Source organism: Streptomyces sp. SID5910, from assembly GCF_009862125.1.
Taxonomy (GTDB): domain Bacteria; phylum Actinomycetota; class Actinomycetes; order Streptomycetales; family Streptomycetaceae; genus Streptomyces.
The window spans coordinates 1-21,490 of record NZ_WWHX01000165.1 but is presented as its reverse complement, the minus strand read 5'-3'; the positions used below and the strand labels follow the sequence as shown (position 1 = coordinate 21,490).

The window sequence follows — 21,490 nt, the reverse complement described above, 5'->3', positions numbered from 1 at the left end:
CTGTTGGTCGGGAGTCGGAGCTCCGCGGCTAGATATGTGGGGGTATGCATACGAACTCGCTTCGTTGCGCGAACTGATCCGCAGCGGAACCTACGCCTCCGCGTTCAGTAATTGAACACTTCTGATGACGTTCTTTGTTTGATTGTGATGAACCGAGGGGTGGTGGGTTGTGACGTGTTATGTTTGGTTGTGTTGAGTGATTGGGTGCGGGTGCAGAGGAGTGCGGCTGTGAAGAAGACCTCGACCCGGCTGGCCGACGGTCGCGAGCTCATCTACTACGACCTGCGCGACGACCGGGTGCGCGACGCCGTCGACCGGCGTCCGCTGGAGCGGACCGTCACCACGTCCGAGGTCCGCCGCGACCCGCTGCTCGGCGACTCGGTCGCCGTCGCCTCCCACCGCCAGGGCCGCACGTATCACCCGCCCGCCGACCAGTGCCCCCTGTGCCCGTCCGCGGGCGAGCGGCTGAGCGAGATCCCCGACTCGTCGTACGACGTGGTGGTCTTCGAGAACCGTTTCCCCTCGCTGGCCGGCGACTCCGGCCGCTGCGAGGTCGTCTGCTTCACCTCCGACCACAGCGCCGCGTTCGCCGATCTGAGCGAGGAGCAGGCCCGGCTCGTCCTGGACGCCTGGACGGACCGCACCTCGGAGCTGTCCCATCTGCCCTCCGTCGAACAGGTCTTCTGCTTCGAGAACCGCGGCGCCGAGATCGGTGTGACGCTCGGTCACCCGCACGGGCAGATCTACGCCTACCCGTTCACCACCCCCCGCACCGCCCTGATGCTCCGTTCGCTCGCCGCCCACAAGGAGGCGACCGGCGGGGAGAACCTGTTCGACGCCGTCGTGGCGGAGGAGCTGGCCGGTGAGCGGGTCGTCCTGGAGGGCGAGCACTGGGTCGCCTTCGTGCCGTACGCGGCGCACTGGCCGTACGAGGTGCACCTCTACCCCAAGCGGCGCGTGCCCGACCTGCTCGGCCTCGACGAGGCGGCGCGCACAGAGTTTCCCCAGGTCTATCTGGAACTGTTGAGGCGCTTCGACCGGATCTTCGGGGAGGGTGAGCCCCCGACGCCGTACATCGCGGCCTGGCACCAGGCCCCGTTCGGCCAGCTGGAGGACTTCGACGGTGTGACGCGGGACGACTTCGCGCTGCACCTGGAGCTTTTCACTATTCGCCGTACGTCCGGCAAGCTGAAGTTCCTCGCGGGCTCCGAGTCCGGCATGAACGTGTTCATCAACGACGTGCCCCCGGAGCGCGCGGCCGAGCGACTGCGAGAGGTAGCGAGTTCATGAGCGGGAAGTACCTGGTGACAGGTGGTGCGGGATACGTCGGCAGTGTCGTCGCCCAGCATCTGGTGGAGGTCGGGCACGAGGTCGTCGTCCTCGACAATCTGTCGACCGGCTTCCGCGAGGGTGTGCCGGCCGGCGCCTCGTTCGTCGAGGGCGACATCCGCGACGCCGCCAAGTGGCTGGACTCCTCCTACGACGGCGTCCTGCACTTCGCCGCCTTCTCCCAGGTCGGCGAGTCCGTCGTGAAGCCCGAGAAGTACTGGGACAACAACGTCGGCGGCACCATGGCCCTGCTGGAGGCCATGCGGGGCGCGGGCGTGCGCCGGCTCGTCTTCTCCTCCACGGCCGCCACCTACGGCGAGCCGGACGAGGTGCCGATCGTCGAGACCGCGCCGACGAGGCCCACCAACCCGTACGGCGCCTCCAAGCTCGCCGTCGACCACATGATCACCGGCGAGGCGGCGGCCCACGGGCTGGGCGCGGTCTCCCTGCGCTACTTCAACGTCGCCGGCGCGTACGGACAGTACGGCGAGCGGCACGACCCGGAGTCGCACCTGATCCCGCTGGTCCTCCAGGTCGCCCAGGGCAGGCGCGACGCGATCTCCGTCTACGGCGACGACTACCCGACGCCGGACGGCACCTGCGTGCGCGACTACATCCACGTCGCCGACCTCGCCGAGGCCCATCTGCTCGCCCTGGACGCGGCCGTCCCCGGCGAGCACCTCATCTGCAACCTGGGCAACGGCAACGGCTTCTCCGTCCGCGAGGTCGTCGAGACCGTCCGCCGGGTCACGGGCCACCCGATCCCCGAGATCACCGCCCCCCGCCGCGGCGGCGACCCGGCCACGCTGGTGGCCTCGGCCGGCACCGCCCGCGAGAAGCTGGGCTGGAACCCGTCCCGCGCGGACCTCGCGGGGATCGTCGCCGACGCGTGGGAGTTCGCGCAGCGGCACGCGAAGTAGACCTGCGGTACCTGGAGAGCACGGAAGGGCGAGGGGACAGGGCATGAGCGAGGCTGTCGCGCGGACGGTCGGCGAGCGGTTCCGGGAGCTGTACGGCACACAGGCGCAGGGGGTGTGGGCGGCGCCGGGCCGGGTCAACCTCATCGGCGAGCACACCGACTACAACGACGGCTTCGTCATGCCGTTCGCCCTGCCCCACACCGCGGTCGCCGCGGTCTCCCGGCGCGACGACGGCGTCCTGCGCCTGCACTCGGCGGACATCGACGCCGGCCCCGTCGAGCTGCGCGTCGCCGACCTGATCCCCGAGGCGGACCGGTCCTGGACCGCGTACCCCTCGGGCGTCGTCTGGGCGCTGCGCGAGGCCGGGCACGAGATCACCGGCGCCGACATCCACCTGGCCTCCACGGTCCCGTCCGGGGCGGGCCTGTCCTCGTCGGCGGCCCTGGAGGTCGTCGTCGCCCTCGCCCTGAACGACCTGTACGCGCTCGGCCTGCGCGGCTGGCAGCTGGCCCGCCTGTGCCAGCGCGCCGAGAACGTCTACGTCGGAGCGCCGGTCGGCATCATGGACCAGACGGCGTCCGCGTGCTGCGAGGCCGGACACGCCCTCTTCCTCGACACCCGAGACCTCTCCCAGCGCCAGATCCCCTTCGACCTGGCCGCCGAGGGCATGCGCCTGCTCGTCGTGGACACGCGGGTCAAGCACAGCCACAGCGAGGGCGAGTACGGCAAGCGCCGCGCCGGCTGCGAGAAGGGCGCCGCCCTGCTGGGCGTCGACGCGCTGCGGGACGTGCCGTACGCGGAACTGGACGCGGCGCTGGAGCGGCTGGCCGACGACGAGGAGGTGCTGCGCCTCGTCCGTCACGTGGTGACGGAGGACGCGCGGGTGGAGCGGGTGGTGTCGCTGCTGGAGTCCGGCGACACCCGCGCCATCGGCCCGGTCCTGGTCGAGGGCCACGTCTCGCTGCGGGACGACTTCCGCATCTCCTGCCCCGAGCTGGACCTGGTCGTGGACACGGCTCTGGAGGCCGGCGCCCTGGGCGCGCGGATGACCGGCGGCGGCTTCGGCGGCTCGGCGATCGTGCTGGTGGAGACGGCGGACGTGGACGGCGTCACCAAGGCGGTCGAGGAGGCCTTCGCCGCGGCCGGATTCACCGCCCCCCGGGTCTTCGAGGCGGTGCCCGCGGCGGGCGCGCGGCGGCTCAGCCCAGCCGTTTGACCAGCGTGTACTCGGTGATCCCCGGCGGATAGTCGGGGATCACGCACACCACCTCGTAGCCCCGCCCGCGGTAGAAGCCCGGTGCCTGGAAGTCCCAGGTCTCCACGCGGGCCGCCGCGCAGCCCCGTTCGTCGCGGGCCGCCCGTTCCGCCTCGGCCAGCAGCGCGCCGCCAAGGCCCGCGCCCCGGCAGCGGTCGTCCACCCACAGATAGGTCACGTGCAGCCAGGTCGCCCAGGTGTGTCCGACCAGGCCCCCCGCGAGACCGCCCCCGTCGTCCAGGGCCCAGACGTGCAGGGGGAATTCGCGTTCGTGAGGGGTGCCGCGCAGGGAACGCAGGACCGAGGACGCGGCCGTGTTCGTCTCCCGCAGGCGGATGCGCAGCAGATCGCGCCGTGCTTTGTCGACTTCTGTCACAAGACGAAACATGCGGCTCACCATAAACGCGCCCGGCTGTCAGTTCTGCAAATAGCCTTCCGCTCCCGGCGCCCGCCCGTACTCTGATGCACAGCGCCGGTGGGGGCCGGTGCCGATCAGGGGGCGAGACAGCCGGGTACGCGGCCCGGGACGGGGGTAGCGGTGAGGGCACGGCGGCGGCCGTGCGGCCGCGGCGACCCGTCCCCCGGTGCCGAACGCGAAGACGGACACGGGGGGTTCTGGGCTCCGTGCCCGCGCCGGTGTCGTCCTTCGGCGACGTATCCCCTGCTCCTCGGGAGCCTGGGGAAGGGGGTTCCGTGGTTCGCATCCGAGTCCTGGTCGTCGACGACCACCGCATCTTCGCCGAGTCGCTCGCGGCCGCCCTGGCCGCCGAGCCGGACGTCGACGTCTCCGCGGCCGGCAGCGGTCCGGCCGCGCTGCGCTGTCTGGAGCGTGCCGCGGCCGAGGGGCGGCGCTTCGACGTGCTGCTCGTCGACGCCGACCTGGGCGGCCATGTGCCCGGCGCCCGGCCGGCCGTGCCCGTGCGCGACGGCAACGAGGAGGGGCTGGTGGACGGGATCTCGCTGGTCACCGGGGTGCGGTCGGCGCAGCCCGGGGTGCGGATCGTCGTCCTCGCCGAGAAGGACGACCCTCGGAGGGCCGCCCTGGCGCTGGGTGCCGGGGCGTGCGGGTGGGTCGCCAAGGACTGTTCGCTGTCGCGGCTGCTCAGCGTCATCCGGGGGGTGCTGCGCGACGAGACGCATCTGCCGCCCGCGCTGCTCACCGGCGTCCTGCGCGAGCTGACCGCCGCCCGCAAGCACCGCACCGAGAGCGAACGGCTGGTGGAGTCGCTGACCCCGCGCGAGCGGGAGGTGCTGCGCTGCATGGTCGCGGGCCTCGGCCGCAAGGCCGTCGCCGAGCGGCTGTACCTGTCCCCGCACACGGTGCGCACCCATATGCAGAACGTGCTGGGCAAGCTGGGCGTCCACTCCACCCTCGCCGCGGTCGCGCTGGCGCGGCGGGCCGGGGTGGGGCCGGCGGACCTGGGGAGGCCCTCAGCCGGGGATGTTGTCGAACGGGGCGGTCAGCTGGCGTAGCAGCGCGGCCAGTTCGCTGCGCTGGGCGCGGGAGAGCTCGGCCAGGATCGCGCGCTCCTGCTCCAGGAGCCCGGCGAGGGCCTGGTCGGCGCGGTCGCGGCCCTCGTCGGTGAGCCGGACCAGCACGCCGCGCCGGTCGCTGGGGTCGGGCAGGCGCTCCACCAGGCCCTTCTTGGCGAGGCGGTCGATGCGGTTGGTCATCGTGCCGGAGGTGACCAGGGTCTGCGTGAGCAACTGGCCGGGGGAGAGCTGGTACGGGGTGCCCGCGCGGCGCAGCGCCGTCAGGACGTCGAATTCCCACGGCTCCAGTTGGTGTTCGGAGAAGGCCAGCCGACGTGCGCGGTCCAGGTGCCGCGCGAGCCTGCTCACCCGGCTCAGCACCTCGAGCGGTTCCACGTCGAGGTCCGGGCGCTCCCGGCGCCACGCTGCGACCAGCCGATCGACCTCGTCCTCCATGACGATCAGTGTAGTGGTTGTGTCGATGTGAAGTCTCTTGATGTCGACTGTCTTGACGTCGAGAGAGTTATGGGGTGACGCTGGGTACCCGACCGCCCGTCCGGCTCCTTCCTGGAGGCATCATGCCCGCGCCCGCCTGGGACCCCGCCCAGTACCTGCGCCACGCCGGCCACCGCGCCCGCCCCTTCACCGACCTCCTGGCGCGGATTCCCGCCCTCCCCACCGAGCCGCCCCGCGTCGCCGACCTCGGCTGCGGTCCCGGCAACGTCACCACCCTGCTCGCGGACCGCTGGCCCGCCGCCCGCATCACCGGGTACGACAACTCCGCCGAGATGCTCGCGCGGGCCGCGGAGTACGCCGGTCCCACCCCGGGCGGCGGCCGCCTCGACTTCGCCCCCGCCGACGCCCGCACCTGGACGCCGGCCGAGCCGCACGACCTGATCGTCAGCAACGCCACGCTCCAGTGGGTCCCCGGCCACGCGGAACGCCTCGCCGACTGGATCGCCGCCCTGAAGCCCGGCGGCACCCTCGCCTTCCAGGTCCCCGGCAACTTCGACGCCCCCAGCCACCGCCTGATGCGTGACCTCGCCGACTCCCCACGCTGGCGCGACCGCCTCGCCGGCACCCTGCGCCACGGCGACGCCGTCCTCGCCCCGGAGGCGTACCTGGAGCGGCTGACCGGCCTCGGCTGCGCGGCGGACGTCTGGGAGACGACGTACCTGCACCTGCTGACGGGCGACGACCCCGTCCTCGACTGGATCAAGGGCACCGGCCTGCGCCCCGTCCTCACGGCCCTCGCCGACGACCCGGAGGCCCGGGACGCCTTCACCGAGGAGTACCGCATCGCCCTCCGCGAGGCCTACCCGGCGGGCCCCCACGGCACCCCGTTCCCGTTCCGCCGCATCTTCGCGGTGGCGACGAAGGGGGCGTGACCCGTGATCGCCGCGCTCGACCACGTCCAGCTCGCCGCCCCGCCCGGCTCCGAGGACGCCCTGCGGGCCTACTACGCGGGCGTCCTCGGCATGACCGAGATCCCCAAGCCGCCGGCCCTCGCGGCGCGCGGCGGCTGCTGGTTCCGGGCCGGCACCGTCCAGCTCCACCTGGGCATCGAGGCGGACTTCCGGCCCGCGAAGAAGGCCCACCCGGGCCTGCGGGTCACGGGGATCGACACGTACGGCGCCCGGCTGACGGCCCACGGGGCGCCCGTCACCTGGGACAACACCCTCCCGGGCCACCGGCGCCTCTACTCCGAGGACCCGGCCGGCAACCGCCTGGAACTCCTGGAAGCGACCGGCTGACGGCCGGTGACCGCGGTCACCGGCCCAGCCTGCGCCGGACCTCCTCATGGGGAATGCCGTCTCCGAGCGTTCCCGCGGCCCTCCGTCGCCGGTAGTCGGCGACGGCCAGGGAGTCCTCCAGGTCCTCGATCACCTGCGGGGCGACGAGAAGTGCGGCCACCCGGCCCTCGTCGGTGAGCGCGACAGCCCCGCCCTCGGCGGCCACCTGGCGGACCAGGTCCTCCAGCCGGGAAGCGGCCTCGTGAATCTCGATCCGGGTCACAAGCACACGATCCCACCCGGATGTCCCGGTCGTCCCGGGTTCAGCTCTTCCGGTGCCCGATCAGCCGTGGCTTCGGTTCCAGGCCGTCCAGGCCGTGCCAGGCCAGGTTGACCAGGTGGGCCGCGACCTCCGCCTTCTTCGGGCGGCGTACGTCCAGCCACCACTGGCCGGTCAGCGCCACCATGCCGACCAGCGCCTGCGCGTACAGCGGGGCCAGCTTGGCGTCGAAGCCGCGGTTCTTGAACTCGCGGCCCAGGATGTCCTCCACCTGGGTGGCGATGTCGGAGATCAGGGAGGCGAAGGAGCCCGTCGACTGCGGGATGGGGGAGTCACGGACCAGGATGCGGAACCCGTCCGTGTACTCCTCGATGTAGTCGAGGAGCGCGAACGCCGCCTGCTCGCACAGTTCGCGGGGGTGGCCGGCCGTCAGGGAGCTGGTCACCATGTCCAGCAGGCGGCGCATCTCGCGGTCCACCACCACCGCGTACAGGCCCTCCTTGCCGCCGAAGTGCTCGTACACCACCGGCTTGGACACCCCGGCCTTCGCCGCGATCTCCTCCACCGACGTGCCCTCGAAGCCCTTCTCGGCGAAGAGGGTGCGACCGATCTCCAGCAGTTGCTGGCGACGCTCGGCACCGGTCATCCGGGTACGGCGCGCACGCCGTGGCTTGTCATTGCTGGGAGTGCTGGAGTCGGTCGCCACAGCGACCATCATGCCGCCTCGACGGTTTCCTTCCGGCGGCGGGAGCCGCCTTGATCCGTGTTGCGGCGCGAATCGATACGCGAGCGTGACGGCCACCGCACGTCGTACGCCCAGCCGAACGCCTCGAACCAGCGGATGAGACGGGCGCTGGAGTCGATCTGCCCGCGCATCACCCCGTGCCGCGCCGACGTCGGGTCGGCGTGGTGCAGGTTGTGCCAGGACTCACCGCAGGACAGGATCGCCAGCCACCACACGTTGCCCGAGCGGTCCCGCGACTTGAACGGGCGCTTGCCGACCGCATGGCAGATCGAGTTGATCGACCACGTCACGTGGTGCAGCAACGCCACCCGGACGAGCGACCCCCAGAAGAACCCGGTGACCGCACCCCACCAGGACATCGTGACCAGCCCGCCGATCAGCGCCGGCAGCGCCAGCGACACCGCCGTCCACAGCACGAACTGGCGGGAGATCGCCCGCAGTGCCGGGTCCTTGATCAGATCCGGCGCGTACTTCTCCTGCGACGTCTGCTCCTCGTCGAACATCCAGGCGATGTGCGCCCACCACAGGCCCTTCATCAGGGCCGGGACCGTCTCGCCGTACCGCCACGGCGAATGCGGGTCGCCCTCGGCGTCGGAGAACTTGTGGTGCTTGCGGTGGTCGGCGACCCAGCGGACCAGCGGCCCCTCGACCGCCATCGAGCCCGCGATCGCCAGCGCGATCTTCAGCGGCCGCTTCGCCTTGAACGAACCGTGGGTGAAGTGCCGGTGGAAACCGATCGTGATGCCGTGGCAGCCCAGGAAGTAGAAGAAGACCAGCAGCCCCAGGTCCAGCCAGCTCACCCCCCACCCCCACGCCAGCGGCACCGCCGCGACCAGGGCGAGGAAGGGGACGGTGATGAACAGCAGCAGAGTGATCTGCTCGACCGAGCGCTTCTGCTCACCGCCCAGCGTGGCGGAGCCCGCCGACTCGTCGTCGGGGGCCTTCGGAGCGTCTGGGATCACATCGGAACTCATGGTCATGCGCGTCCTTGGGGGGTCGAGGGTGGTGGTCGGCACCGGACCGCGGAAACACGACGCGGAAACACGCACAGTTTCCTACGGTTCCGTAACCTACGGCGACGTAAGTATGGCAGCGCGTCGTCCCGCGGCAAGAGCCCCAGAGCCTGCGCGTCCCGGTCGACACCTATCCTGGAGAGCGGTCGGACAGCGCGGTCCGCTCAGATTTCTTCCCGGACGTCCGGCCCCGTAAGCGGCGCCCGCCGCGCGAGACGCCGTCCGGGTTCCCTCCCAGACGAGCTTCAACACTGCAAGGAGCCGCACCTGTGAGCAGTGCCGACGACCAGACTGTGTCCCAGGCGACCACCAGCACCGAACTGCGGGCCGACATCCGCCGACTGGGCGACCTCCTCGGGGAGACCCTCGTCCGGCAGGAGGGCCCCGAACTGCTGGACCTCGTCGAGAAGGTACGCCGCCTCACCCGAGAGGACGGCGAGGCCGCCGCGGAACTGCTGCGCGGTACCGAACTGCAGACCGCGGCCAAGCTGGTCCGCGCCTTCTCCACGTACTTCCACCTCGCCAACGTCACCGAGCAGGTCCACCGCGGCCGCGAACTGCGCGCCCGCCGCTCCGCCGAGGGCGGACTGCTCGCCCGCACGGCCGACCGCCTCAAGGACGCCGACCCCGAGCACCTGCGCGACACGGTCCGCAACCTCAACGTGCGCCCCGTCTTCACCGCGCACCCCACCGAGGCCGCCCGCCGCTCCGTCCTCAACAAGCTGCGCCGCATCGCCGCACTCCTCGACACCCCCGTCATCGAGTCCGACCGGCGCCGCCTCGACACCCGCCTCGCCGAGAACATCGACCTCGTGTGGCAGACCGACGAACTCCGCGTCGTCCGCCCCGAGCCCGCCGACGAGGCCCGCAACGCCATCTACTACCTGGACGAACTCCACGCCGGCGCCGTCGGCGACGTCCTGGAGGACCTGACAGCCGAGCTGGAGCGCGCCGGGGTCAAGCTCCCCGACGACACCCGCCCCCTCACCTTCGGCACCTGGATCGGCGGCGACCGCGACGGCAACCCCAACGTCACCCCCCAGGTCACCTGGGACGTCCTCATCCTCCAGCACGAGCACGGCATCAACGACGCCCTGGAGATGGTCGACGAGCTGCGCGGCTTCCTGTCCAACTCCATCCGCTACACCGGGGCGACGGAGGAACTCCTCACCTCCCTCCAGGCCGACCTCGACCGGCTCCCCGAGATCAGCCCCCGCTACAAGCGCCTCAACGCCGAGGAGCCCTACCGGCTCAAGGCCACCTGCATCCGGCAGAAGCTGGAGAACACCAAGGAGCGCCTCGCCAAGGGCACCCCCCACCAGGACGGCCACGACTACCTCGGCACCGCCGAACTCCTCGCCGACCTGCGCATCCTCCAGACCTCCCTGCGCGAGCACCGCGGCGGCCTCTTCGCCGACGGCCGGCTCGCCCGCACCATCCGCACCCTGGCCGCCTTCGGCCTCCAGCTCGCCACCATGGACGTCCGCGAGCACGCCGACGCCCACCACCACGCCCTCGGCCAGCTCTTCGACCGGCTCGGCGAGGAGTCCTGGCGCTACGCCGACATGCCCCGCGAGTACCGCACCAAGCTCCTCGCCAAGGAGCTGCGCTCGCGCCGGCCGCTGGCCCCGACCCCCGCCCCGGTGGACGCCGCCGGCGAGAAGACCCTCGGCGTCTTCCAGACCGTGCGCCGCGCCCTGGAGGTCTTCGGCCCCGAGGTCATCGAGTCCTACATCATCTCCATGTGCCAGGGTGCCGACGACGTCTTCGCCGCCGCCGTCCTCGCCCGCGAGGCCGGCCTCATCGACCTGCACGCCGGCTGGGCCAGGATCGGCATCGTGCCGCTCCTGGAGACCACCGACGAGCTCAAGGCCGCCGACACCATCCTGGAGGACCTCCTCGCCGACCCCTCCTACCGGCGCCTGGTCGCCCTGCGCGGCGACGTCCAGGAGGTCATGCTCGGCTACTCCGACTCCTCCAAGTTCGGCGGCATCACCACCAGCCAGTGGGAGATCCACCGCGCCCAGCGCCGCCTGCGCGACGTCGCCCACCGCTACGGGGTGCGGCTGCGCCTCTTCCACGGCCGCGGCGGCACCGTCGGCCGGGGCGGCGGCCCCACCCACGACGCCATCCTCGCCCAGCCCTGGGGCACCCTGGAGGGCGAGATCAAGGTGACCGAGCAGGGCGAGGTCATCTCCGACAAGTACCTCATCCCGGCCCTGGCCCGCGAGAACCTGGAACTGACGGTCGCCGCCACCCTCCAGGCCTCCGCCCTGCACACCGCGCCCCGCCAGTCCGACGAGGCCCTCGCCCGCTGGGACGCCGCGATGGACGTCGTCTCCGAGGCCGCCCACCAGGCCTACCGCAAGCTGGTCGAGGACCCCGACCTGCCGACGTACTTCCTGGCCTCCACGCCGGTCGACCAGCTGGCCGACCTGCACCTGGGCTCGCGGCCCTCCCGCCGCCCCGGCTCGGGCGTCTCGCTCGACGGCCTGCGCGCCATCCCGTGGGTCTTCGGCTGGACCCAGTCCCGGCAGATCGTCCCCGGCTGGTACGGCGTCGGCTCCGGCCTCAAGGCACTGCGCGAAGCCGGCCTGGACACCGTCCTGGACGAGATGCACCAGCAGTGGCACTTCTTCCGGAACTTCATCTCCAACGTCGAGATGACCCTCGCCAAGACCGACCTGCGCATCGCCCAGCACTACGTCGACACCCTCGTCCCCGACGAGCTCAAGCACGTCTTCGACGCCATCAAGGCCGAGCACGAGCTGACCGTCGCCGAGGTCCTCAAGGTCACCGGCGAAAACGAACTCCTCGACGCCGACCCCGTCCTCCAGCAGACGTTCGCCATCCGCGACGCCTACCTGGACCCGATCTCCTACCTCCAGGTCGCCCTCCTCGGACGCCAGCGCGAAGCGGCCGCCGCCGGCGAGGAAGTCGACCCCCTGCTCGCCCGCGCCCTGCTGCTCACCGTCAACGGCGTCGCCGCCGGCCTGCGCAACACCGGCTGACACCCCGACACCCGCGAACGGCGGTGCCCCCGCGCTCACCACGAGCACGGGGGCACCGCCGTATCCACGTCACACGACTACAAGCACCGCCGTCCGCACGTCACACCACCAAGAACGCCGCCGTCAGCAGGCCCACTCCGGACGCGGCCATGACCCACGCCGCCCGGGTGCGCCGCAGCCCGCCCGCCACCACCACCGACGCCAGCAGCAGCGCACCGCCGAGCGGCACCCACGCGTACAGCACCCCCGCCGGACCCGACCGCACCACGTCGTCGCTGCCCGGCTTCACCACCACCGTGTACGTCCGACCCTTCGACACGGCCACCGAGTCCTCGATCACGACGCTCTCCCGCGCCCGCGACCCCGCCGACACCGGCGCGTACGGCCCGCTGCACGAACCGCCCCCGCACCGCGTCACCTCGACCGTGCCCTGCTCACGCCCCTTGGTCAGCATCACGTGCTGCGCCGTCCCCCACGACGCCCACACCCCCGCGATCAGGATCAGCGCGGCGACCGTGCCCATCGCCGCGACCCGGCCGAACCGCAGCGCGGCATGCGAGGCGCGCGAGGCCTGACGGGCACGGGCAGCGGCGACAGGGGAGGCGGCTGAGGCAGGCATGGCCGGGATCATTGGCCATGCCTGTGCGGTCGGTCAACTCACCCGGGCGGCAATCCCCGACAAGTCACGAGTTGTACGTGCCCTGCGCCCGCTCAAGACCGTCGATCACCAGACACTCCACCGCGTCCGCCGCACGGTCCACGAAGTAGTCCAGCTCCTTGCGCTCCGCCGACGAGAAGTCCTTCAGCACGAAGTCCGCCACCGGCATCCGCCCCGGCGGCCGGCCGATCCCGAACCGCACCCGGTGGTAGTCCGCACCCAGCGACTTCGTGATCGACTTCAGCCCGTTGTGCCCGTTGTCCCCGCCGCCCAGCTTCAGCCGCAGCACCCCGTAGTCGATGTCCAGCTCGTCGTGGACCGCCACGATGTTGCCCACCGGCACCTTGTAGAAGTCCCGCAGCACCGTCACCGGACCGCCCGACACGTTCATGAACGACATCGGCTTCGCCAGGATCACCCGCCGGTTCCCCGGACCCGGAGGACCGATCCGCCCCTCCACCACCTGCGCCTGCGCCTTGCCGTGCCGCTTGAACCGCGCCCCGATCCGCTCGGCCAGCAGATCCACCACCATGAAACCGACGTTGTGCCGGTTCGCGGCGTACTCGGGGCCCGGATTGCCGAGACCGGCCACCAGCCAGGGCGCACCCGCGTCCGTCGTCACGTCCATGTCTCCTTGTCTGCCCGTCCGTCCACACATACACGTCGGCCGCTGCCCCGCACGGGAACAGCGGCCGACCAGTCATTGACCGTGACGGACGATCAGGCCTCGGCGGCCTCTTCGCCCTCACCCTCGCCCTCGGCGGAGGGCTCCTCGGCCTGCGCGGCCAGGACCTGGAGCACCACGGCGTCGTCCTCGACGGCCAGCTTCACACCGGACGGCAGCTTGATGTCCTTGGCCAGGACGGAGGCGCCGGCCTCCAGGCCCTCCACGGAGACGGTGACCGACTCGGGGATGTGCGTGGCCTCGGCCTCGACCGGCAGCGCGGCCAGCACGTGCTCCAGCAGGTTGCCGCCCGGGGCCAGCTCGCCCTCGGCCTGCACCGGGATCTCGACGGTCACGGTCTCGCCGCGCTTCACCAGCTGAAGGTCGACGTGCTCCAGGAAGCCCTTGATCGGGTCACGCTGGACCGACTTCGGGATCGCCAGCTCGTTCGTCTTGCCGTCGATGTCCAGCGCGATCAGCACGTTCGGCGTACGCAGCGCCAGCAGCAGCTCGTGGCCCGGCAGGGTCAGGTGCACCGGGTCGGAACCGTGACCGTACAGAACACCGGGAACCTTGTTGTCACGGCGGATGCGACGCGCGGCACCCTTGCCGAACTCGTTGCGCGACTCGGCGGCGAGCTTCACCTCGGACATGATCACTCCTCGTAGAGCTAGAAACGGACGTGGTCACCCGGCCACGAACGGCCTGCTACGAAGAGCGCGTCGATAACGGACAGCCACACCCGTGAGAACACGAGTAAGGCCTCCCTCGCCGAGCAACTTCAGCAGTCTACTCGGAGAGGAAGGCCGTCCCCAAAACGATCTCTACTGCTCGTCGAACAGGCTCGTCACCGAACCGTCCTCGAACACCTCACGCACCGCACGCGCGATCGTCGGCGCGATCGACAGCACCGTGATCTTGTCCAGCTCCAGCTCGCTCGGCGTCGGCAGCGTGTTCGTGAACACGAACTCGCTCACCTTCGAGTTCTTCAGCCGGTCCGCCGCCGGACCCGACAGCACACCGTGCGTCGCCGTCACGATGACGTCCTCCGCACCGTGCGCGAACAGCGCGTCCGCCGCGGCGCAGATCGTGCCACCCGTGTCGATCATGTCGTCGACCAGGACACAGATCCGGCCCTTCACATCACCGACGACCTCGTGCACCGTGACCTGGTTCGCCACGTCCTTGTCCCGGCGCTTGTGCACGATCGCCAGCGGCGCGCCCAGACGGTCGCACCAGCGGTCCGCCACCCGCACCCGGCCCGCGTCCGGAGACACCACCGTCAGCTTCGAACGGTCCACCTTCGCACCCACGTAGTCCGCCAGCAGCGGCAGCGCGAACAGGTGGTCCACCGGGCCGTCGAAGAAGCCCTGGATCTGGTCCGTGTGCAGATCCACGGCGAGGATCCGGTCCGCACCCGCCGTCTTCATCAGGTCCGCGATCAGACGCGCCGAGATCGGTTCACGTCCCCGGTGCTTCTTGTCCTGCCGCGCGTAACCGTAGAACGGCACGATGACGGTGATGGAGCGGGCCGACGCGCGCTTCAGCGCGTCGATCATGATCAGCTGCTCCATGATCCACTTGTTGATCGGAGCCGTGTGGCTCTGGATCAGAAAGCAGTCCGCACCTCGCGCCGACTCCTGATAACGCACATAGATCTCGCCGTTCGCGAAGTCGAAGGCCTTCGTCGGGACGACCCCGACACCCAGCTCGTGGGCGACCTCCTCGGCAAGCTCGGGGTGGGCGCGGCCGGAGAAGAACATCATCTTCTTCTCGCCGGTCGTCTTGATCCCGGTCACAGCACTTTCTCCTCAGAGGTTTCGCAGCTGAACGTCAGGAACGCTCTCCCGGCTGGGTGCGGGAGGCGTCTCAGCTGGTGGGGTGCGGATGTGCACTTATCACGGTACGCCGTGTTCGACGCGCCGGTTTCCGGTCAGCCCTCGCCACCGGACTCCCGGGACACCGCCTCGGCCGCCTTCGCCGCCGCGCTCCCCGGACGCTTACGGGCCACCCAACCCTCGATATTCCGCTGCTGACCGCGGGCCACGGCCAGCGAACCGGCCGGCACGTCCTTCGTGATCACCGAGCCGGCGGCCGTGTAGGCGCCGTCCCCGACCGTGACAGGAGCCACAAACATGTTGTCCGAGCCCGTCTTGCAGTGCGAGCCGATCGTCGTGTGGTGCTTGTTCTCACCGTCGTAGTTCACGAACACGCTCGCCGCACCGATGTTGGTGTACTCACCGATCGTCGCGTCACCCACGTACGACAGGTGCGGGACCTTCGTGCCCTCGCCGATCGAGGAGTTCTTCGTCTCCACGTACGTGCCGATCTTGGCCTTCAGGCCGAGCCGCGTACCGGGACGCAGATACGCGTACGGACCCACCGTCGCCTCCGGGCCGACGTCGGCACCCAGCGCCACCGTGTTGTCCACCCGCGCGCCCGCGCCGACCCGGGTGTCGGTCAGCCGCGAGTTCGGCCCGACCTCCGCGCCCGTGGCGAGATGCGTGGCGCCCTGGAGCTGCGTACCGGGGTGGACGGTCACGTCCTGCTCGAAGGTGACGGTCACGTCGACCCACGTCGTCGCCGGGTCGACCACCGTCACGCCGGCCAGCATCGCCCGGGTCAGCAGCCGGTCGTTGAGGATCCGGCGGGCCTCGGAGAGCTGCACGCGGTTGTTGATGCCCGCGATCTCCCGGTGGTCCCCGGCCACGGACGCGCCGACCCGGTGACCGGCCTCGCGCAGGATGCCGAGCACGTCGGTGAGGTACTCCTCGCCCTGGCTGTTGTCCGTCCGCACCTTGCCCAGCGCGTCCGCGAGGAGCTGCCCGTCGAAGGCGAAGACACCCGAGTTGATCTCACGGATCGCCCGCTGCGACTCCGAGGCGTCCTTGTGCTCCACGATCGCGGTGACGGCACCGGAGGCCCCGTCCCGCACGATCCGGCCGTACCCCGTCGCGTCCGGCACCTCGGCCGTCAGCACCGTCACGGCGTTGCCGTCGGCGGAGTGGGTCGCGGCGAGGGCGCTCAGCGTCTCGCCGGTCAGCAGCGGGGTGTCACCGCAGACGACCACGACCGTGCCGTCCACGCCACCGCCGAGGGCCTCCAGCCCCATCCGCACGGCGTGCCCGGTGCCGTTCTGCTGCTCCTGCACGGCGGTACGGACGCCGGGGGCGACCTCGGTGAGGTGCGCGGTGACCTTCTCGCGGGCGTGACCCACGACGACGACCAGGTTCTCGGGCTCCAGCTCACCGGCGGCGGCGAGCACATGACCGACGAGGGAACGTCCGCACAGCTCGTGCAGGACCTTGGGGGTGGCCGACTTCATACGGGTGCCCTCACCCGCTGCGAGAACGACGACGGCTGCCGGGCGAATGGCGCTCACGGAATGCCCTTCGGCTTTGAGGGGGTGGGGGTGGACACCCGCAGGATACCGGGGCGGTTTGTGGGGGGCATGAGTGCGGGCCCCGCCAGGGTGGTCGGGGCCCGTTCAGTGCTCGCGCGGTGGCTCCCCCGCAAGGATTCGAACCTTGTCCTGCTGGTACCAAAAACCAGTGTGCTGCCAGTTACACCACGGGGGACGGCGCCTCAGACCTTACCGGAGACGCGCTCGCGCGTAACTCACGATGCCGCCGCCCGAATACACGCCTCCTGCACAGGGCTCCGGGCTCCCCGCGGGGACGAGGGATATCGCGTCGTATCGCTTGGTGAAAGTCGACGGAAAAGGGGCGGGGGGCGCCCGTAGGGTGGTGGGTATGACCATGACGGGGGAAGACCAGGTACGGGCTCGGGGTGGGCCCTGGTGGTGGGACCGGCGGCGCGGTGCGGTGCTCGATGTGAGTCTCGGGGCCGTGTCCGCGCTGGAGTGCGCGGCGGAGGGGATCCCGTTCGCCAGGGATGCCGGGATTCCGTGGGCGGTGGGGATCGTCTTCGGGCTGCTGGCCGGTTCGGTGCTGGTGGTGCGGCGCAAGTGGCCCGTCGCGGTGGTGCTGGTGGCGATCGCCGTCACGCCGGCGCAGATGGGCTTCCTGATGGGCGTCGTCGGCCTGTACACGCTGGCGGCGTCCGAGCTGCCGCGGCGGATCATCGGGTCGCTGGCCGGGATGTCGCTGCTCGGCACGCTGATCGTGACGTTCGTGCGGGTGCGGCAGGACATGGCGCACGGGGACATGGACATCGGCGACTGGTTCATTCCGTTCGCGGCGATCGCCACGTCCCTGGGCGTGACCGCTCCTCCGGTGCTGCTGGGCCTGTACGTGGGGGCGCGGCGGCGGCTGATGGAGAGTCTGCGGGAGCGGGCGGACAGCCTGGAGCGGGAGTTGCAGCTGCTCGCGGAGCGCGCGGAGGAGCGTGCGGAGTGGGCGCGGGGCGAGGAGCGGACGCGGATCGCGCGGGAGATGCACGACGTGGTCGCGCACCGGGTGAGCCTGATGGTGGTGCACGCCGCCGCGTTGCAGGCCGTCGCGCGCAAGGACCCGGAGAAGGCGGTGAAGAACGCCGCGCTGGTGGGGGACATGGGGCGGCAGGCGCTGACGGAGCTGCGAGAGATGCTCGGGGTGCTGCGCGCCGGTGCGGACGGGGGGCGTGCGGAGCGGGCGGCGGTGCCGTTGGCGGCGGTGGGGGTGGCCGCGGCGGCGGCGGCCTCGCGGGCGGCGGAGGACGGTGAGCGTCCGGCGGAGGGGCCGGCTCTGTCGGAGCTGGAGGAGCTGGTCGGGCAGTCGACGGCGGCGGGGATGGTCGTGGCGTTGTCGGTGGAGGGGGAGGAGCGGCCGTATGCGCCGGAGGTGGAGTCGACGGCGTTCCGGGTGGTGCAGGAGGCGTTGACGAACGTCCACAAGCACGCGGCGGGTGCGAAGACGTATGTGCGTCTCGCGCACCGGGTGTCGGAGATCGCGATGCAGGTGGAGAACGAGCCGCCGCCGGAGGGTTCGTCGGCGTCGTCGGCGCGGTTGCCGTCGGGGGGCAACGGGCTGGTGGGGATGAAGGAGCGGGTGTCCGCTCTGGGGGGTGTGTTCGTGTCGGGGCCGACGGACGCCGGGGGTTTCCGGGTGTCGGCGGTGATTCCGGCGTCGTAGGCGGGGTGGCTTCAGCCCGTGGTGAGGCGGGTGGGCTGGGTGCCGGCGACGAGGGCGGCGAGGGCCTGGTCGATGTCGGGGCCGAGGTACCAGTCGCCGGTGTGGTCGAGGGCGTAGACGCGGCCTTCGGTGTCGATGGCGATGAGGGCCTGGCTGTCGGTCTCGGTGCCGAGGGGGCAGGTCTGGGTGCCGAGGGCGCGGCCGAGGTCGCCGAGGGTGCGGGCCAGGTGGAGGCCGTGCAGGGGGTCGAGGTGGAGGTCGGCGGGGGCGATCTGGCGGCCGGGCCCGGTGGGGGTGATGTGGAGGCCGCCGAATTCGGCCCAGGCCTCGACGGCGGCGGGGAAGACGGTGTGGCGGTGTCCGGCGGGCGAGGTGTGCTCGCGCAGGGTGTCGGCCCAGATCTCGGCCTGCTTGATGTCCCAGCGTCCGGGCTGCCAGCCGGCGTCGCGCAGGGCGGCGTCGACGGGGACGGGGAAGCGGGTGGTGGAGGTGCGGTCGGCGTGCATCTGCCCTTGGTTCGTGTCGGTGGGGTCGTCGGCGTGGGGCGGTCGGTCAGTCGGCGGCGGTGGGGTCGACGACGCGGACGCCGAAGTGGGCGCTGAGGGCGGTGCAGGCGCGGCAGGGCGTGGCGAAGCTGCCGTGGAGAGGGTCGCCGTCCTCGCGGATGCGGCGGGTGGTGAGTTTGGCGTGTTTGAGGGCTTTGCGGGCTTCGCCGTTGGTCATGGGTTTGCGGGCGGCGCGTCTGCTGCGGGCGGAGTCGGCGGTGGTGAGGTGCCGGGAGATGAGGATGGTCTCGGCGCAGCGGCCGGTGAAGCGGTCGCGCTGTCCGCTGGTGAGGGCGTCGAGGAAGTCCTGCACGAGGTGGTGCAGGACGGGGGGTGCGTCGGCGCGGGTGGCGGTGCCGGTGAGGGTGGTGCCGCGGACGGAGAGGGCGGCGGCGACGGTGGGGAGTATGCCGTCGCGGCGGTGGCGCAGGGTGGGGGCGTGGGGGGCCTCGGTGGCGCTCCAGCCGATGCGGGGGTCGCCGTTCCGGGGGTCGTCGGACCTGCCGGTGTGTGGTCCCGTCTGCGTCGCACTCATGATCGTTTTCCCCTCCTGGGCATCCCCCCGGAGGACACAGGGTGCCAAATCCCGGGGCGTGTGCGGAAGCTGGGGCGGGGTGACACGCCCGGGTATGGGCGTTCCGTCACGAGGGGGTGACGGCTGGTCACGGGTGGGGCGGGGGTGGTTGTGCGGGGCCGGTGACCGGTGTCGGCGTACCGCATAGGCTGTCGGCACCGCGTTCGCGTGCGGTGATGGAAGACAGTGCAGACAGACAGACGCCGCAGGGGGCTACCGCCATGACGACAGGTCGGCTCGGGCAGATCGCGCCGCCGAACGCGGCCTACGCCGGGCAGGTCGTGCATTTCCCGGATCCGGTGCGGGCGGCCCGTCACCCGAGAGGGGTACGGGTGGACGAGGGTGGTTACCCCGTTTTCACGCCGTACGCCCGTGCGGTCGCGGAGATCGCCGATCCGCCGGTGGGTTTCGGGGTCGACGAGCTGCGGCTGACGGACTACGTGTCGGCGAACGCGGCGTTGTCGGCGTCGGGGCACGAGCTGTGGGACACGATCCCGGCGGTGGCGACGCCGCACGGCTGGACGTGGCATCACGCGGCCGGGTCGCGGCGCATGGAGCTGGTGCCGGTCGAGGTGAAGGCGCTGCTGCGCCATCACGGCGGTATCGCGACGGCGGCGGTCGACCAGGACAAGCGGGGCACGCGGCCGTTGCAGGAGACGCGTCCGGCGCACTTCGGGCTGCCGAAGTCGGGCGTGGCGGTGACGGAGCAGCAGGTGCAGGGGGTCGAGGAGGACCTCGGGTACCGGCTGCCGGGCGCGTACCGGTCGTTCCTGAAGGCGGCGGGCGGCTGTGCGCCGGTGGGTACGGCGCTGGACGCGGAGCTGGGGCTGCTGGTGGACCAGCCGTTCTTCACGGTGCGTGAGGAGGCGGCGGTCAACGACCTGGTCTATGTCAACAAGTGTCTGCGGGACCATCTGACGAAGGACTATCTGTGCGTCGCGTTCGTCCAGGGCGGTCTGCTCGCGGTGAAGGTGAGGGGCGAGCGGGCCGGTTCGGTGTGGTTCTGCTCGTACGACGACGTGCGGGACGCGGATCCGTCGTGGGCGCCGGCGGAGCGGGTGGAGCGCCTGCTGCTGCCGTGCGGTGAGGACTTCGACGTGTTCCTGTCGCGGCTGGCGGGTTCGCCGCCGGAGTTGGAGACGGTGGCGAACCTGATGGTCGACGGTGGTTTCGCGCGTGCGGTGCCCGTGGTCTCGGCGCCGGTAGGGGAGTGAGCTGGCGATGGTGACGTTCGCGCAGGCGCAGGAGCGCGCGGAGGAGTGGATCAACGGCGAGCTGCCGGCGTACCAGCATCGTGAGGTGCGGGTGCGGGAGTTCGGTCTCGGGTTCGTGGTGTGGGCCGAGGACCGGGCGGACGGGCCCCGTTCGGACGGGGGCGCGCAGCGGCTGGTGATCGCGCGGGACAGCGGTGAGGCGACGCTGTGGCCGGCGCTGGCGGTGGGCGAGGTGATCCGCCGCTACGAGGAGGAGTACGGCCGTCCGGACGCGGTGGAGGAGCCGGCGCCGGCTCCGGCGGAGCGGGTGGACCTGAATCAGACGTCGTTCCTGCTGAGTCCGCCGGAGTGGTTGCAGGAGGCGGCGGACAAGCTGGGCATCCCGGACCGGCGGGGCGAACGGGACGCCGGTGACGGTGCCGCGCGGGGTGACTCCGGGGGTGGTACGGGGGTGCTCGCCGCGCGGGGTGACTCCGGGAGTGGTGCGGGGGCGCTCGCCGAGACGCAGGCGGGGGTGCCGGCGGATGCGGTGCCCTCCGGGCCTGCCGCGGGGTCTGCGCCGTCCGCGCCCGCTGCGTCCTCGGCGCCTGCTGCGCCTGCCGAGTCTTCCGGGGCTTCGGCCGGGGCGGTCGCGGATGCTTCGGGTAGTGGGGCGGCTTGGCCTGCTGCCGGGGATGCTGCCGGTGCGGGTGCGCAGGGTGTTCCTGCCGGGGCGACTCCCTGGGCGGGGACGGACACCAACGCGGACGCCGGTGAGGACCGTTCCGTACCGCTGCCCCACACCGTGTTCGCGCCGCCGTTGAGCGATGCCGACGACACGCCGCCGCCCTCGGTGACGCCGGACGCCAAGACGGCGCTGATGTCGGGCGGCAGCCAGCTTCCGCCGACGGCCTTCGCGCCGGCGATCGGCGACCCGAACACGCCGGCCGCGCCTCCCGCGCCGCACACTCCGGCGCCGGGCACGCCGCCGGCGCCCGCGCCTCTGCCCCAGGCCGGTCCGAGCA

At 71.6% G+C, this 21,490-nt stretch carries 22 protein-coding genes and 1 tRNA gene; 10 read left to right on the top strand and 13 right to left on the bottom strand.

The annotated features are described in order from the left end of the window. The first annotated feature begins 228 nt into the window (after nucleotides 1-228). From galT to galK, 3 genes are read left to right on the top strand one after another with little or no spacing between them, the layout of a single operon-like run. The gene (gene galT / locus GTW67_RS05880) at nucleotides 229-1,290 is read left to right on the top strand and encodes a galactose-1-phosphate uridylyltransferase (RefSeq protein WP_161163727.1); all 1,062 of its coding nucleotides are present in this window, start codon (nucleotides 229-231) and stop codon (nucleotides 1,288-1,290) included. Next, nucleotides 1,287-2,249, top strand: coding sequence for a UDP-glucose 4-epimerase GalE (galE, locus tag GTW67_RS05875; RefSeq protein ID WP_161163726.1), 963 nt, complete (start codon nucleotides 1,287-1,289; stop codon nucleotides 2,247-2,249). The genes galT and galE overlap by 4 nt, the downstream gene beginning before the upstream one ends. A gap of 43 nt (nucleotides 2,250-2,292) precedes the next feature. Then, nucleotides 2,293-3,465 carry a galactokinase gene (galK, locus tag GTW67_RS05870; protein ID WP_161163725.1) on the top strand — a complete coding sequence of 391 codons (1,173 nt, stop codon included), beginning with the start codon at nucleotides 2,293-2,295 and terminating at the stop codon, nucleotides 3,463-3,465. On the opposite strand, the gene GTW67_RS05865 is transcribed toward galK, so the two are convergent. Beyond that, on the bottom strand, nucleotides 3,449-3,904 hold the full coding sequence (locus GTW67_RS05865; protein ID WP_161163724.1) for a GNAT family N-acetyltransferase: 456 nt from the start codon (nucleotides 3,902-3,904) through the stop codon (nucleotides 3,449-3,451). The genes galK and GTW67_RS05865 overlap by 17 nt on opposite strands. Nucleotides 3,905-4,197: 293 nt before the next feature. Between GTW67_RS05865 and GTW67_RS05860 the strand changes: the two genes are divergently transcribed. Further along, nucleotides 4,198-4,977 carry a LuxR C-terminal-related transcriptional regulator gene (locus GTW67_RS05860; protein WP_161163723.1) on the top strand — a complete coding sequence of 260 codons (780 nt, stop codon included), beginning with the start codon at nucleotides 4,198-4,200 and terminating at the stop codon, nucleotides 4,975-4,977. On the opposite strand, the gene tamR is transcribed toward GTW67_RS05860, so the two are convergent. Continuing rightward, nucleotides 4,936-5,433: a MarR family transcriptional regulator TamR gene (tamR, locus tag GTW67_RS05855; protein ID WP_161163722.1), complete on the bottom strand. Its 498-nt coding sequence runs from the start codon at nucleotides 5,431-5,433 to the stop codon at nucleotides 4,936-4,938. The genes GTW67_RS05860 and tamR overlap by 42 nt on opposite strands. A gap of 122 nt (nucleotides 5,434-5,555) precedes the next feature. Here tamR and GTW67_RS05850 point away from each other — a divergent pair, with 122 nt between their 5' ends. Beyond that, a complete protein-coding gene (locus GTW67_RS05850; protein WP_161163721.1) occupies nucleotides 5,556-6,365 on the top strand; it encodes a trans-aconitate 2-methyltransferase in 810 nt (269 codons plus the stop codon). A gap of 3 nt (nucleotides 6,366-6,368) precedes the next feature. Continuing rightward, complete coding sequence (locus GTW67_RS05845) at nucleotides 6,369-6,731, top strand: VOC family protein (protein ID WP_161163720.1); 363 nt, start codon at nucleotides 6,369-6,371, stop codon at nucleotides 6,729-6,731. A 16-nt stretch (nucleotides 6,732-6,747) separates the two neighbouring features. Here GTW67_RS05845 and GTW67_RS05840 read toward each other — a convergent pair whose 3' ends face one another. Genes GTW67_RS05840 through GTW67_RS05830 form a run of 3 tightly spaced genes read right to left on the bottom strand, consistent with a single transcriptional unit; the run spans nucleotide 6,748 to nucleotide 8,715 of the window. Beyond that, on the bottom strand, nucleotides 6,748-6,993 hold the full coding sequence (locus tag GTW67_RS05840) for a type II toxin-antitoxin system prevent-host-death family antitoxin (protein ID WP_161163719.1): 246 nt from the start codon (nucleotides 6,991-6,993) through the stop codon (nucleotides 6,748-6,750). Between the two features lie 40 nt (nucleotides 6,994-7,033). After that, entirely contained in the window at nucleotides 7,034-7,708 is a 675-nt protein-coding gene (locus GTW67_RS05835) for a TetR/AcrR family transcriptional regulator (RefSeq protein ID WP_161163718.1), read from the bottom strand. Beyond that, a complete protein-coding gene (locus GTW67_RS05830; RefSeq protein WP_161163717.1) occupies nucleotides 7,705-8,715 on the bottom strand; it encodes an acyl-CoA desaturase in 1,011 nt (336 codons plus the stop codon). Before GTW67_RS05830 ends, GTW67_RS05835 begins: the two co-directional genes overlap by 4 nt. Nucleotides 8,716-9,017: 302 nt before the next feature. Here GTW67_RS05830 and ppc point away from each other — a divergent pair, with 302 nt between their 5' ends. Next, nucleotides 9,018-11,759: a phosphoenolpyruvate carboxylase gene (ppc, locus tag GTW67_RS05825; RefSeq protein ID WP_161163716.1), complete on the top strand. Its 2,742-nt coding sequence runs from the start codon at nucleotides 9,018-9,020 to the stop codon at nucleotides 11,757-11,759. A 100-nt stretch (nucleotides 11,760-11,859) separates the two neighbouring features. Here the strand turns inward: ppc and GTW67_RS05820 are convergent, their stop codons facing one another. From GTW67_RS05820 to GTW67_RS05795, 6 genes are all read right to left on the bottom strand, one after another. Beyond that, the gene (locus GTW67_RS05820) at nucleotides 11,860-12,378 is read right to left on the bottom strand and encodes a hypothetical protein (protein ID WP_161163715.1); all 519 of its coding nucleotides are present in this window, start codon (nucleotides 12,376-12,378) and stop codon (nucleotides 11,860-11,862) included. A gap of 64 nt (nucleotides 12,379-12,442) precedes the next feature. After that, nucleotides 12,443-13,045: an aminoacyl-tRNA hydrolase gene (gene pth / locus GTW67_RS05815; RefSeq protein ID WP_161163714.1), complete on the bottom strand. Its 603-nt coding sequence runs from the start codon at nucleotides 13,043-13,045 to the stop codon at nucleotides 12,443-12,445. A 92-nt stretch (nucleotides 13,046-13,137) separates the two neighbouring features. Beyond that, nucleotides 13,138-13,734, bottom strand: a complete 597-nt coding sequence (locus GTW67_RS05810; RefSeq protein ID WP_161163713.1) for a 50S ribosomal protein L25/general stress protein Ctc — start codon at nucleotides 13,732-13,734, stop codon at nucleotides 13,138-13,140. A 171-nt stretch (nucleotides 13,735-13,905) separates the two neighbouring features. After that, nucleotides 13,906-14,880 (bottom strand): ribose-phosphate diphosphokinase, encoded by a 975-nt coding sequence (locus GTW67_RS05805; RefSeq protein ID WP_161163712.1) that lies wholly within the window; start codon nucleotides 14,878-14,880, stop codon nucleotides 13,906-13,908. A 134-nt stretch (nucleotides 14,881-15,014) separates the two neighbouring features. Continuing rightward, nucleotides 15,015-16,463, bottom strand: coding sequence for a bifunctional UDP-N-acetylglucosamine diphosphorylase/glucosamine-1-phosphate N-acetyltransferase GlmU (gene glmU / locus GTW67_RS05800; protein ID WP_161163711.1), 1,449 nt, complete (start codon nucleotides 16,461-16,463; stop codon nucleotides 15,015-15,017). Nucleotides 16,464-16,583: 120 nt separating this feature from the next. Continuing rightward, a tRNA-Gln gene (locus tag GTW67_RS05795) sits at nucleotides 16,584-16,659 on the bottom strand. A gap of 174 nt (nucleotides 16,660-16,833) precedes the next feature. Here GTW67_RS05795 and GTW67_RS05790 point away from each other — a divergent pair. Then, nucleotides 16,834-18,153 carry a sensor histidine kinase gene (locus GTW67_RS05790; protein ID WP_161163710.1) on the top strand — a complete coding sequence of 440 codons (1,320 nt, stop codon included), beginning with the start codon at nucleotides 16,834-16,836 and terminating at the stop codon, nucleotides 18,151-18,153. A gap of 11 nt (nucleotides 18,154-18,164) precedes the next feature. On the opposite strand, the gene GTW67_RS05785 is transcribed toward GTW67_RS05790, so the two are convergent. Together GTW67_RS05785 and GTW67_RS05780 are read right to left on the bottom strand one after the other, a co-directional pair. After that, nucleotides 18,165-18,659 (bottom strand): SUKH-3 domain-containing protein, encoded by a 495-nt coding sequence (locus GTW67_RS05785; RefSeq protein ID WP_161163709.1) that lies wholly within the window; start codon nucleotides 18,657-18,659, stop codon nucleotides 18,165-18,167. A 46-nt stretch (nucleotides 18,660-18,705) separates the two neighbouring features. Further along, a complete protein-coding gene (locus tag GTW67_RS05780; protein WP_161163708.1) occupies nucleotides 18,706-19,233 on the bottom strand; it encodes a YwqJ-related putative deaminase in 528 nt (175 codons plus the stop codon). A 260-nt stretch (nucleotides 19,234-19,493) separates the two neighbouring features. Between GTW67_RS05780 and GTW67_RS05775 the strand changes: the two genes are divergently transcribed. Together GTW67_RS05775 and GTW67_RS05770 are read left to right on the top strand one after the other, a co-directional pair. After that, nucleotides 19,494-20,486 (top strand): SMI1/KNR4 family protein, encoded by a 993-nt coding sequence (locus GTW67_RS05775; protein WP_161163707.1) that lies wholly within the window; start codon nucleotides 19,494-19,496, stop codon nucleotides 20,484-20,486. 7 nt (nucleotides 20,487-20,493) lie between these two features. Next, a partial coding sequence (locus tag GTW67_RS05770; protein WP_524539746.1) for an SUKH-4 family immunity protein occupies nucleotides 20,494-21,490 on the top strand: 997 nt, incomplete at its 3' end.